Consider the following 12,543-nt stretch of genomic DNA (forward strand, 5'->3'; position numbering starts at 1 on the left):
TGATCTTGGAGTTCTGCGGGTATCTACCGGGCATTTCGGGCCGTAATTGCCGCACTACTCCAAGATCAACTTGGGTGGGGGTGGGGCTGGCTCTTGGGTCCGGTATGATTATACCGGAGGTGCGGGAATGATCGAACTGAAGACCGAGGCCGAGATCGCGAAGATGCGTGCGGCCGGGCGGCTCGTCGGAGGGATCCTCGAGGAGCTGCGGCCGATGGTCCGGGCCGGGGTGAACCTGCTCGACATCGAGCGTCGCACGCGCGACCTGATCGAGGCCGGCGGCGGGGTGTCCTGTTACTGGGACTACGCGCCGTCGTTCGGCAACGGGCCGTTCCGCAACGTGATCTGCCTGTCGCTCAACGACGCGGTGCTGCACGGCCTGCCGCACGACGTGACGCTGCGCGACGGCGACCTGCTCAGCCTGGACCTGGCCGTGTCGCTGAACGGCTGGGTCGGCGACAGCGCCATCAGCGTCATCGCCGGGACGCCGCGCGACGAGGACGTGCGGCTGGTCCGGGCCACCGAGGAGGCGCTGGCGGCGGGCATCGAGGCGGCCAAGCCAGGCGGCCGGCTCGGGGACGTCTCGGCCGCCATCGCCGCGGTCGCGGAGTCCTACGACTACACGCCCAGCGGCGAGTTCGGCGGCCACGGCGTCGGCCGGACGATGCACGAGAGCCCGTCGGTCCCCAACATCGGCCGCGCCGGTCGCGGCTACCCGCTGCGCCCGGGCCTCACGATCGCCGTCGAGCCGTGGTTCGCCGCCGGCACCAGCCGCATCGTCTACGACCCGGACGGCTGGACGATCCGCTCCGCCGACGGGTCGCGGACGGCGCACAGCGAGCACACCATCGCCATCACGCCGGACGGCGCCCAGGTGCTGACGGCGCCCTGACGGCGGCGGCCGGCTCCGGCCGGTGCACGCCGCGGGGACGGTAACCGAGCGCGTCGCTCTCACCGAGGTGGTTGGCGAGCAGCCAGACGATCGCCAGCCACATCTCGGTGCCGAACAGGCTCGGCGTGCGGTGCCGCGACGCGCCGGTGGTCAGCTCGAACGAGAACCCGGCGCCGTCGACCCAGCCGCGCAGCGCCCGGTCCAGCTGCTGCCGCACCCATCCGTCGCCGTCGGAGCGGCGATGCGCGGTCTGCTGCCGGGTGAGCAGCAACGGATGGACGACGTCGAGGACGTCGCAGGCGGTGCCGCGGTCCGGCCCGAACCACTGCGGGTCGGCGGCGTGCGCCAGGACGGTGTCGACGGCCCGCTCGGGGTAGGGCAGCGGCAGCCCGAACTGCGCGAACGTGCCGCGGGTCAGCCGGTAGAACCCGTTCACCACCTCGTGCCAGCCGGTGGGCGGTGGCGACGGGCGTCCCCACATGCCGTGCGCGGGATCGGCGCGGGTGAGCAGCCAGCCGAACAGCGCCTCCACCGGGCCGTCGACGCCGGCGTCGGCGCGGTTGCGGTGCAGTGCGGTGCCGACGGTATCGACCCACGCGCCCGCCGCCCAGGCCGACTCCGCCCACGGCAGCGCGTCCAGCCGCGCGACGAGCTCGGCCGCCGGCGGCACCGCCACGGGGTGCGCGAACCGGCTGCCCAGCAGCGACAGCGCATAGCCCACGCTGAGCACGTGGTACGCGGCCGCTGAGTCGTCCAGCGATGCCGGCCGGCCGTACTCCGGCACCAGCCCGGTGTCCGGCTGCTGCAGCGACCGCAGGTACGCCGCCAGCGCCGCACCGTCGACCTGCGGCGGGGGAGCGCCGAGCAGCAGGTCGGCGATCTCGACGGCGTCGCACCAGGCCCGGACGGTGGGCGCGGCGCCAGGCGTCTCGGCGAACCGGCCGCCGAGCTCGGCGGCCGGCGCGGGCGTCCAGTACCGCGCCAGCACGTCGGCCGCCTGCTCGTGCACCCGCGCGCCGAACGCGGCCAGCTGCGACTCCAGCCCCGAGCCGCCGGTCCGCAGCGCCCGCCGGTCGCGCACCACCCGCGCCGGGTTGCCCGCGACGACGGCCCAGTCGGGCACGTGGCGGGTCACCACTGACCCGGCGCCGACCACCGCGTGCGACCCGATCCGGACGCCGTCGACGACCACCACGTGCGAGCCGATCCAGACGTCGTCGCCGATCGAGATGCCACGGCTGGTCACCGGCTGCCGGAACACCGGCGCGTCCGGCGCCATACCGTGCGAAAACCCGAGCAGCGACGTGTGCGCGCCGACCCGCACGCCGTCACCAGCGACGATGCGCCCGCGCGCGACGGCGTACGGGTTCAGGGTGCAGTCCGCGCCAAGCTCGACGTCGTCGGTGAGGTACACGTGCGCCGCCACGTACGACCGCGCGCCCAGGACCAGCCGGCGCGGGAACACGGCCGCGCGCGGCGACACGTACACGTCCGGCCCGAACGAGGTGTCGCCCGCGACCCCGGCCTGCACCGACGCCTGCTCGGCGCGCTCCGCGGAGGTCGCCGACGCCGCGAACTCCCAGGGCAGGACGTCGAACCGGTCAGCGTTCGACGGCGGCGGCACGGACCTTGTCCTCGTCGACCACGACGCCGAGGCCGGGCCCGTCGGGCAGCAGGTAGGCATCGGGCTCGGTGACGATCGGCTCGGCCAGCAGCACGTTGGCCAGCGCGACCGTCCCCGGCGAGAACTCGAAGAACGGCGCGTTGTCCGCCGCCGCCGCGACGTGCAGGCCGGCCGCCAGCGCCAGCCCGAGCGCCGCCGAGTGGTGCGGCAGGATCGGCCGGTACGCGGTGTTGGCCAGTGTCGCGATCGCGTCGCCCTCGGTGATCCCGGTGCGGCCGATGTCGGGCTGGTAGATGTCCAGGGCGTCGATCGCCAGCCAGTCGGCCACCTCGTAGCGGTGCCGGTGCGCCTCGCCGGCGGCGATCGGCAGGTCGGCGGCAGCCGCCAGCTCGGCGTACCCGCGGGCGTGCTCGGCCGGCAGCGCCGACTCGAGGAACCACGCGCCGCGCGCCGACAGCTCGCGGGCCAGCCGCAGCCCGGACGCGCCGTCGAGCCGGCAGTGCACGTCGACGGCGAACGCGGCATCCGGCAGCACGGCGGCCGCCGCGTCGAACGTCGCCAGCGACTCGTCGACGGACGGGCCGAGGTGCAGCTTGAACCGGCGCACGCCGTCGTCCCAGTGCTGCCGGAACTGCTCCGCCGTGGTCGCGGTGCCGACGGACGTGAGGTAGCTGGGGATCCGCCGCTGGAACGCCCCGCCGAGCAGCGTCGCGACCGGTAGCCCGGTGGCCCGGCCGAGCAGGTCCCACAGCGCGATGTCGACGGCGGCCAGCGCGTCGGCCTGGTGCCCGCCGAGGTGCCCGCGCTCGCGCATCAGCTCGCCCAGCCGGTACCGCAGCGGCCGGACGTCGGCGGCGTCGGCGCCGATCAGCGCGGGCGTCAGCAGGTCCTCGACGATCGCCGCGACCACTCGCGGCGCCACCGGCACCAGCGCCTCGCCCCAGCCGACCAGCCCGTCGGTCGTCTCGATGCGGACGAACACCGTCTCGCGGCTGGGCGAGTAGATGGTCGGCCGCTCGTGCGGCGCCTGGTAGTCGGGGCCGCCGCGGTCGGGCGTGCCGTCCAGCGCCAGCCGTAGCGGCAGCGCCTCGACGGCCGCGATCACCAGGCTCTTCATGTGCTCTCCAACCTCACTGTGCGGGGACGACGGGCTCGAACCGGGCCGCGTCGGCACGATGGTGGCCGCTGTTCTGCGCGGCCAGCCGGACCGCCGCGGTCGCGGGGTCCAGGTCCACGATGGCCAGCGGCCGCCAGGCGGCGCCACCCGCCTGCTGGTCGACGACGACGGTCCGCTCGCCGCCGGCCGTCACGACGGTGTAGACGGCCTCGCGGGTGGTCGTCGCGTTCGTCGGGTACCAGACGCTTACACGGTAGCGGCCGGCCGCCGCGAGCTCCGGGGACCACGTGGCGACCGCGCCGCTGCCGCCGCCGGCGAAGCGGGACCGGCTGCCGTCGTGGCCGAGCAGGCTGCTGGCGCTCCAGCCGCCGGCGTCGGTGTACCCGGTGTCCTCGTCGTCGACGACGACGGCGGCCGCGGCGTTCGGCGCCCCGATGGCGACGGCGATCGCCGCCTCGGCGCCGGCCGCGGACAGGGCGAGCTCGTGCAGCGACCCGGCCGCGGCGTCCGCCGGCGCCGTCAGCGCGAACTCCAAGGTCGTCGTGGCGCCGCCGGCGAGGTCCACCGGGATCTCGGCGGGCGTGACCGTCCAGCCGCCCGGGGTGGCCAGCGTGGCCGTGCCCCGCACCGGGGTGCCGTCCTGGGCGCGCAGCGTCGCCGTCACCGTCGTGCCGCCGCCGGGCGCCGCGACGTCGGCGGCGGCCAGGCCGGACACCACCGGCAACAGCGCCGCCGCGTCGACCGGCAGGAACCGGGCCGCGTCGACCCGGTGGAAGCCGGGGTTGCGGACCTCGATGCGCACGGACCCGCCGGTGCCGGCGGTGAACCGGAACCGGCCGAGCGCCCGCCAGCCGTTGGCGTCCTGCTGCTGGTCGACGACGATCTCGTCCTCGCCGTCGGCGTGCCGGACGACGTAGACCGCCGCCCGGGTGGTGTCCGCGTTCGACGGGTACCAGACGGCGACGTCGTAGACGCCGTCGGCCGGCAGCTCCGGGGTCCAGGTGGCCGTGCCGCCGAGCCGGTCCTCCTCGCTGAACCGGGACGCCGTGCGGTTCCAGCCGGCCAGGGTGCTGGGCAGCCACCAGCCGGTCTCGACGTACCGGGGCCATGGGTCGGCGTTGTCGACGACGATCTCGGTGCCCGTGAGCCGGACGGTGACCGCCTGCTGCGCCGACGCGTCCGCGGCGACGGTGATGCGGTGCGCGGTGCCGGGCAGGGCTCCTGCCGCCGACGTGACGGTGACGGTGTACTCGCGCTCCTCGCGCCCGGGCACGTCGTAGCCGACGATGGCGGGTTCGGCCCGCCAGCCCGCCGGGACGCTCACCTGCAGCGTCCCCGAACGCCGCACCGGGCCGAGGTTCAGCACGGCGGTGGTCAGCTCGAACGCGTCGCCGGGCCGGGCGAGCTCGGCCGGAACCGCCGTCAGCGCGGGGAGCTTGAGCGGCACCAGGACCGCGACCGTGGCCGGGGTGAGCACCGTGCTGCCACCCGTCCACCGGGCGGTGGCGGTCAGCTCGGCGGCTCCGGTGGCGTCCGCCGGCGCTGTGACGTCGAAGAGCCAGTCCGCGGTGCCGCCGGCCGGCACTGACGCCGGCACGTCGCCCACCGGCGCGGCCGTCCACCCGCTCGGCACCGCCAGGGCGAGCTCGGCGCCGTCCAGTGGCGCGTCCGTGCCGTTGCGGACCCGGGCCCGGACCCGGACGTCGTCGCCCGGCGTCGTGTCGGGCGCGGCCGACAGCTCGCCGCAGGCGGCCTCGCCGGGCGGGACGACCCCGGTGACCGACGGCGGCAGCCGCAGCGTGTGGTCCGCGGTCGCCCGGTCGCCGGCGACGACCCGGAAGGTGATCGGCGCGGTCAGGTTGCCGACCGGGATCGTCCACTCGAACGGGAACACCTTCGCCGGCGCCTGCTGGGCGGGAGCGTCGCCGACGGCGTAGTGCAGCTGGGCCGTCGTCTCCGTGTCGGCCTGGACGTAGGCGTCGTACCCGGAGCGGTCCGGGCGGACCAGCAGGACCGCGCGCACCAGCCCGGCCTGGGCGGCGGGGTCGAGGAAGGCGTGGTGGTGGCTGTCCGGGCCCTGGTCGGCGGCGTCGGAGGTCCAGTGCCACGGGACGTCGAGGTCGACGTCGCGGACCACCAGCGCGGCATGGCCCTTCGCCGGAATCGTCGTGGTGAGCCGTCCGCCCCGCAGGGTCTGAGCGGTCCGGACCCCGCCGCCGAGCACCTCGACCCGGTTCGCCGCGCGCCGCGCCAGCCCGGTGACCGGGGTGGCGACGTCGACGGTGACCCGCTCGTCGGTGTCGCTCTCGTTGGTGAGGCTGAGGTAGAGGCTGCCGTTGCCGACCGCCGTCAGCCAGTTGACCTGCGGGTTGTCGACGCCGACGATCCCCTTCGGGAAGTACGGCCAGACGCCGTCCTCGCCGTGGAAGGTGCCGGGCGCGTGCCCGTAGGTCGAGAACTTGAAGAACACGTAGTTGGTCTCGAACTGCCGCGGGAAGTCGATCTCGCCGTCGGAGCGCGTCTGGTGCTCGGTGATCAGGTAGTCCAGCGCCAGGCCGAGCTGGGCGGGGATGTGGTGGAAGTAGATGCCCCCGGCACCGGGCGGACCCTGGTACGGGAAGTCCGGCTTCATGTGAGCGACGCTGAACTGGCGGTTGTAGTAGCCGGGGTAGTTGGTGAACCGGCCGACCACGAGGTTGTGCGCCACGTCACGGAACAGGTCGTCACCGGTGTGGTGGGCGAGGCGCAGGAAGAACGGCGCCCAGGCGGGGATCCAGGTGAAGCCGCCGCCCGGGTTCACCCGGCCCGCGGAGACCTTGAAGGTCGACAGCTGCTCGAACGTGACCCCGGAGGACGACACCGTCCAGGCCGGCACCTCCTCGCTCGGCACGGTCGTCTGCGGGTAGTCGGGCAGCAGCGGGGTGTTCCACCAGTCGATCTGGTTGTCGATGAACGGCTGGTTCGGCACCGTGACCGTGGTGTCCGGGACCGGCCGCACGTTCATGACGCCGAGGTAGCGCTGCGCCTCGCGGTACGAGCCGTCCAGGAACTCCTGCTCGCCGGTCAGCTCGAACAGCACCAGCAGCTCGGTCCAGGCCTTCACGTAGTGGTAGCCGAACTCGTTCTCGGCGGCGTTCGTCGCGTACGGCCGCATGATCTGGTCGCGGATGAGCCGTCGCGCCTCGGCCCTGGCCTCGGCCAGGTAGGCCTCGTTGCCGGTGAGCACGTAGGCCTGCAGCGGGGTGCTCATCGGGGTGCGGGCGTCGCGCCCGGGCCGCTGGCGGATCAGCTCCATCGCCAGCGAGTGGAGCCCGGCGTTCTGCCCGCGGGTCTGCTCGTACAGCGGCACCAGGGTCGAGGCGTCGCCGGGGATGCGGCCGATGCGGTAGAGATCGGGGTTGCCGTACACCGGCGCGCCCTTCACCGGGGTGCTGCCGTGGCCGGCGCGCGACAGGTGGTACTCGACCAGCGGCCGGGCCCGGCGCTCGTACAGCGCGTCGTCGCCGGTCAGGTGGTACGCCGACAGCAGGACGCCGGCGATCGGGGTACGCACGGCCTGGTCGTTCTCGATGTCGACGAACCCCTTGGCGCGGTTCCACCAGCCGCTGAACGACGGCACGAAGGACTCGCTGTCGTCGCCGTCCGGCTCGACCATCAGCAGGTCGATGAGGTGGTGGACGGTGTCGGTGAGCGACGTGTCGTAGACGTTGCGCCGGTAGTCGGTGTAGCCGTACTCGTTCCGGACGAGGTCGGTGTAGGACTGGTAGACGGTGCCGGCGGCGGCGTAGAGGCCGAACGCGTACCCGCGGCTCTCACCGGCGGCCAGCGGCGTCCGGCGGCCGGCCTGCGGCGCGAAGACCACCGGCTGCACGTCGCGGTCGTCGTTGCGCAGGCTCATGCCGAACGGCTGGCCGTCCGGGCCCGGCTCACGCTCGTGCTCGAACAGCAGCACCTCACCGGGGGTGTAGACGCCGAGCGTGACGTCGTGGTCGCCGATGCGGCGCTGGGTCAGCGACATCGGCGCGAACAGCTCCCAGGCGCCCAGCGACTGTGCCCCGCCGATCACCCGGGCATGCTGCCACGAGCCGCAGAGCACCTCGTCGACGTCGTCCGGGGTGACGGCGTCGACCGACTGGTAGCCGACGACGTAGTGGTCGTCGGCGCCGGCGGTGAGCGTCCACTGCAGCTCCGGACTGGCGCCGGCCAGCGACCAGCGGACGGTGAGGTCGTAGCCGCCGGGCGGCGTGCTGCGCAGCTCGACGGTGTGCGCGTCGAGCTGGGCGAGTGAGTCGAACGCGACCCAGTTCGGCGTCATCGACGTGTAATAGTCGGTGGGGTTGCCGTCGTCGCCGGTCAGGACGATCCACTGCTCGTCGAACCGGTGCTCGGCCGCGGTGACCGGCAGCCAGTCGCCGCCGTCCGTTTGGACCTCGAGGTCGCGGACGTAGGTGTGGCCGCCGCCCCAGCTCGCGCGGTGGAACGTCACCCGGTGCCGGTCGCCGGTGATCGTCGCGGCCGGCTCGGTGGCCAGGTCCGGCATCGGCAGCCGGCGCAGCGCGTCGGGCAGCGGCGGCTGCCCTTCCGCGGCCGGGGTGGTGGCCGCCGCCGCGGACGACAGCCCGAACGCGTTCACCACCGGCGGCAGCACGGCCGCGCCGACCAGCAGGCGGATCGCGGAGCGACGGGACAGACTCGGATTCGGGCAGGCTGCCGCCCGGGGTACCTCGTGCATGGGGTCCGACCTTTCGTACGAGGGTCAGCTCTTGACCGCGCCGGCGATGCCTTCCACGAACGTGCGCTGCAGGAACAGGAACACGATGACGATCGGGACGGTGCTGATGCACGCGCCCGCCGCGAGCCCGGTCCAGTCGGTGCCCTCCTGGCCGAAGAAGCTGAACATGCCGACGCCGAGCGTGCGCAGCTCCGGCGCGCCGAGGGTGAACACCAGCGGCACGAAGAACGCGTTCCAGGCGAAGACGAAGTTCATCAGCGCGACCGTGCCGATGACCGGCCGGGCCAGCGGCAGCAGCACCCGGGCGAACGTGCGCACGTAGCCGGCGCCGTCGACGCGGGCGGCGTCCTCCAGGTCCCGGGGGATGCCGGCGAAGAACCCCATGAACAGCAGGATCGGCACCACCAGTCCCGGGCCGGCCTGCGCCAGCGCGGCGCCGAGCAGGCCGTTGTTCAGCCCCAGGTCGTTGATCAGCAGGAACACCGGGATGATCGTGTAGCTGTGCGGGATGAACATCGTCACCACGAGGACGCCGATGATCACCTTCTTGCCCGGCAGGCCCGGCTTGGACAGCGCGTACCCCATGGTCGACGACGCGACCAGTACCAGCAGCACCACGGTGACGGAGAACGTGATGGTGTTGATCGTGTAATCGCCGAACTTGGCCGTCGTCCAGGCCCGGTCGAAGTTGTCGAACGTCCACTCGTCCGGGATCAGCGACAGCCCGCCGAGCAGCATCTCGCGCGGCGACTTGAACGCCGCCGAGATCATCCAGATGAACGGGTAGACCCACAGCAGGCAGAACGGGATCAGGAACAGGTGCCAGAGCTTGCGCCGGTGCCGATACCAGCGGTTGCGCCGGTCGGAACCGGCCTGCGCGGGCGGCGCCGGGGTCTCGCGGACGAGTTCGGTGGTGCTCATGGCGCTCCCGCCTTGTACCGGCCCCGCAGCAGCGGCGCCTGCATCAGGGTGATCAGCAGGGTCATCAGGCCGAAGACCGCGCCCGCCGCACAGGCGAAGCCGTACCGCGGCGCCTGCAGGAACGGGTCGAACGCGAACCGGTAGATGTAGGTCGGCACGACGTCGGTCGAGTAGTTCGGCCCGCCCTGCGTGGTGGCCTGCACCAGGTCGAAGGTGTTGAGGCTGCGCTGGAAGACCAGCAGCAGGATGACGATGGCCAGCGGCACCAGCATCGGCAGCACCACGAAGCGCAGCGACTGCCGCGAGTTGGCGCCGTCGATCAGCGCCGCCTCGTGGATGTCCTTCGGGATCGTCTGCAGCGCGGCCAGCCAGTAGATCAGCGTGATGCCGAAGCCCTTCCACACGTCGATGCCGATCAGCGTCGGTAGCGCGGTCGTCGTGTCGCCGAGGAAGTTCACCGCCGAGCCGACCAGCCCGGAGTCGGTGAGCGCGGTGTTCACGACGCCACGGATGGGGTCGAGCAGGATCGCGAACACGATGCCGATGACCGCCGTCGTCGTGACCACCGGCAGGAACAGTGCCAGCCGGTACACGTTGCGGCCGCGCAGCCAGGCGTTGTTCAGCAGGATCGCCAGCACCAGGGCCAGCGGCAGCTCGATGACCAGCGCGGCGAAGGAGAACAGGAACGAGTGCCAGAACGCGTCCCAGAAGGCGTCGGAACCGAGCACCTCGCGGAAGTTGTCGAACCCGATCCAGTTGGTCGGGGTGCCGACGCCGTCCCAGTCGAAGAACGCGTACCACCAGCTGGCGATGAGCGGCCAGAGCGAGAAGCCGCCGAACAACAGGATCCCGGGCACCAGGAACGCGTAGCTCCAGGCATGCCGGCGCCAGCGCGCGGCCCGGGGCCGCCCGGCGGCGCGAGGCCGCCGGGCGGGTGCGTGCGTCGAAGCCATGGACTGCTACTCCGGGGTGTAGTTCTCGAGGGGGTCCCAGCCGGGGAAGGTGATGTCGTCGATGGTCGCGGTACCGCTCAGTTCGGCCAGCGACTCGTCGAGGAACGTCTGGATCTGGGCGTCGAGAGCCTCGGCGATCGGCAGGAACGGCTTGTTGTTGATGATCGCGTCGACCGCGGCGTCGGTGTGCTTGAGCTCCGGCCGCTGCGCCCGGGCCTGCAGCAGCGCGGCGCCGCCCGGACTGGCCAGGGTCGGGTTCGGCACCAGCCGCATCCCCTCCTCGGAGACGGCCAGGATCGCCGCCAGGTCCGGGTTCTCCGCCGCCTGCTCCTCCCAGGCGCTCTCGACCGCGGTCAGCGTGCCGAACTCCTCGTAGTAGGCCCGGTTGAAGTCCTCCGAGGCCAGGAAGTCCATGACCGCCCACGCCTGCTCGGGGTTCTCCGTCTCCGAGGACATCGACCAGATCGGCTGGAACGACTGCTTCGTCGGCGTGTAGCCGCCGCGCCCGTCGTCGGGCACCGGCAGCGCGGCCACGCCCATCTCGATCTCCGGGTTGAGCTTGCGGATCTCCGCGACGTGCCACGGCGCGCTCGGGTACATGGCGATCGTGCCGGCCGCGAACTCGGTGAACGCGCGGCTGCCGTCCCAGCTCTCCCAGCCCGGCACCATGACGCCGTTGGCCTGCATGCGCCGGTGCAACTCGACCGCCTCGACCATGCCGGGCGACGCCGTCGCCGGCTCGCCGGTGCGGAAGTCGATGCCGTCCTGGACCACCGAGTACGGGACGGCGGTCTGCGCGAGGATCTCGACGGCGCCGGCCTTGCCCGACGTCGGCGCGTAGCCGAACACCGAGCCGCCGCCGTTCTGGGTGATGGTCGTGGCCATCTCCTCCAGCTCGCTCCACGTCTCCGGCGGATCGTCGTAGCCGTTGTCGCGCAGGATCGCCTCGTTGTAGATCATGACGCGGACGTCCCACTTGCCGGTCACCAGCGGCAGCGTGTACAGCTCGCCGTCGCGGTGCAGGCCGGACGTCGCCGGGTCCATCGTGCCCTCGGGGAAGCGGTCGATGAACTCGTCGGTGACGAACTCCTCCAGCGAGTGCGTCCAGCCGCGCTCGTACATGCGGTCGAAGCCGTCGGCCTGCGCCCGGAACACGTCCGGCGGGGCGCCCTGCTGGAACATCAGCTCGACGGCGTTGAGCTGCTGGTCCGACGGGTTCTCGACCACGTCGACGGTGATGCCCGGGTTGTCCTCCTCGAACTGGTCGAACTGAGCGCGGTAGAACTCGCTGGCGCCGGGCGGGTCGGGCACCAGCGCGACGGTGATGGTGGCGCTCTCGCCGGAGGCGTCGTCGTTGTCGCTGTCGTCCTCACCACTGCCGACGAGGTTGCAGCCGGTGGCCGTCAGGGCGACGGCCGTGGCGGCGGCGGCCCAGCGCAGCGTGCGTCGTGTGCGGGACATGGTTCTCGCTGACTCCTTTGTCGAGGAACGTGGGGTCTAGTAGTGCGACGCCGGCGCGTGCCGGGGACCGAGGTAGCCGAGGCCGACACTGATCGAGTCGGCTACCTCGATGACGGTGCTGGCCAGCTCGGGGTCGCCGTCGGCGAGTCCCAGCGCGGAGAGCGGGCCGGAGATGGACAGCGCGGCGACGACGTTGCCGGACTGGTCCAGGATCGGGGCCGCGACGCAGGACCGTCCCAGCGCCAGCTCCTCGACCTCGGTGGCGTAGCCGCGGTGCGCGGCCAGATCGAGGGCGGCGTCGAGCTGGTCGTGGTCGCAGATGGTGCGCGGCGTGTAGCGATGCAGGTCGGGGACGAGCTCGCGGCGCTGGGCCGGGGTGAGCGGCAGCAGCAGGCACTTGCCGATGCCCGTGGCGTGCAGCGGATTGCGCTGACCCATGAGCGTGAACGACTTCGGCGCCAGCCGGCCCTCGAAGTTGCACAGGTAGAACAGCCACGAGCCGTGCCGGACCGCGACGTTGACGCCGAGGCCCAGCGACGCGGCCAGCAGCTGCGCGGCCTGCCGGGCCTCGCGGTGCACGGGGTGCTGGTTGATCGCCACGCCGGCCAGCGTCAGGAGCGCGGGCCCCAGCCGGTACAGGGCGCTGACCGGTTCGCGCTCGACGTACTGTAACGATTCAAGTGTTGACAGGAGTCGGGACGCCGTGGACTGACCCAGTCCAGCGTGCTTGGCGACGTCAGACACGCGCAGGGCCCGGCCGTCGAGGAAGGCGCTGAGGACGGTCGCCGCCTTCTCGACACTCTGGTTCGTGGCCTGGTCCGTTGCCACTGCGCTCCTGACATT

Annotated in this window: 8 protein-coding genes; 1 reads left to right on the forward strand and 7 read right to left on the reverse strand. The window is 72.7% G+C overall.

Annotation, left to right across the window (positions count from 1 at the left end; translation table 11 throughout):
* The first annotated feature begins 127 nt into the window (after positions 1–127).
* Positions 128–892, forward strand: a complete 765-nt coding sequence (map, locus tag BLV05_RS13860; RefSeq protein WP_046767441.1) for a type I methionyl aminopeptidase — start codon at positions 128–130, stop codon at positions 890–892.
* Here the strand turns inward: map and BLV05_RS38200 are convergent.
* The 7 genes from BLV05_RS38200 to BLV05_RS13895 are packed head-to-tail and all read right to left on the reverse strand — an operon-like array spanning position 855 to position 12,528.
* A complete protein-coding gene (locus BLV05_RS38200; RefSeq protein WP_046767440.1) occupies positions 855–2,516 on the reverse strand; it encodes an acyltransferase in 1,662 nt (553 codons plus the stop codon). The genes map and BLV05_RS38200 overlap by 38 nt on opposite strands.
* A complete protein-coding gene (locus tag BLV05_RS13870) occupies positions 2,494–3,633 on the reverse strand; it encodes a mandelate racemase/muconate lactonizing enzyme family protein (RefSeq protein ID WP_046767439.1) in 1,140 nt (379 codons plus the stop codon). The genes BLV05_RS38200 and BLV05_RS13870 overlap by 23 nt, the downstream gene beginning before the upstream one ends.
* Positions 3,634–3,646: 13 nt before the next feature.
* The gene (locus BLV05_RS13875; protein WP_046767438.1) at positions 3,647–8,365 is read right to left on the reverse strand and encodes a golvesin C-terminal-like domain-containing protein; all 4,719 of its coding nucleotides are present in this window, start codon (positions 8,363–8,365) and stop codon (positions 3,647–3,649) included.
* A gap of 24 nt (positions 8,366–8,389) precedes the next feature.
* The gene (locus BLV05_RS13880; RefSeq protein ID WP_082155028.1) at positions 8,390–9,286 is read right to left on the reverse strand and encodes a carbohydrate ABC transporter permease; all 897 of its coding nucleotides are present in this window, start codon (positions 9,284–9,286) and stop codon (positions 8,390–8,392) included.
* Entirely contained in the window at positions 9,283–10,239 is a 957-nt protein-coding gene (locus BLV05_RS13885) for a carbohydrate ABC transporter permease (RefSeq protein WP_046767437.1), read from the reverse strand. The genes BLV05_RS13880 and BLV05_RS13885 overlap by 4 nt, the downstream gene beginning before the upstream one ends.
* A 6-nt stretch (positions 10,240–10,245) precedes the next feature.
* Positions 10,246–11,700, reverse strand: coding sequence for an ABC transporter substrate-binding protein (locus tag BLV05_RS13890; RefSeq protein WP_046767436.1), 1,455 nt, complete (start codon positions 11,698–11,700; stop codon positions 10,246–10,248).
* 36 nt (positions 11,701–11,736) lie between these two features.
* Complete coding sequence (locus BLV05_RS13895; protein WP_082155027.1) at positions 11,737–12,528, reverse strand: IclR family transcriptional regulator; 792 nt, start codon at positions 12,526–12,528, stop codon at positions 11,737–11,739.
* Positions 12,529–12,543: the final 15 nt, after the last annotated feature.

The organism is Jiangella alkaliphila (genome assembly GCF_900105925.1).
GTDB classification, from domain to species: Bacteria; Actinomycetota; Actinomycetes; order Jiangellales; family Jiangellaceae; genus Jiangella; species Jiangella alkaliphila.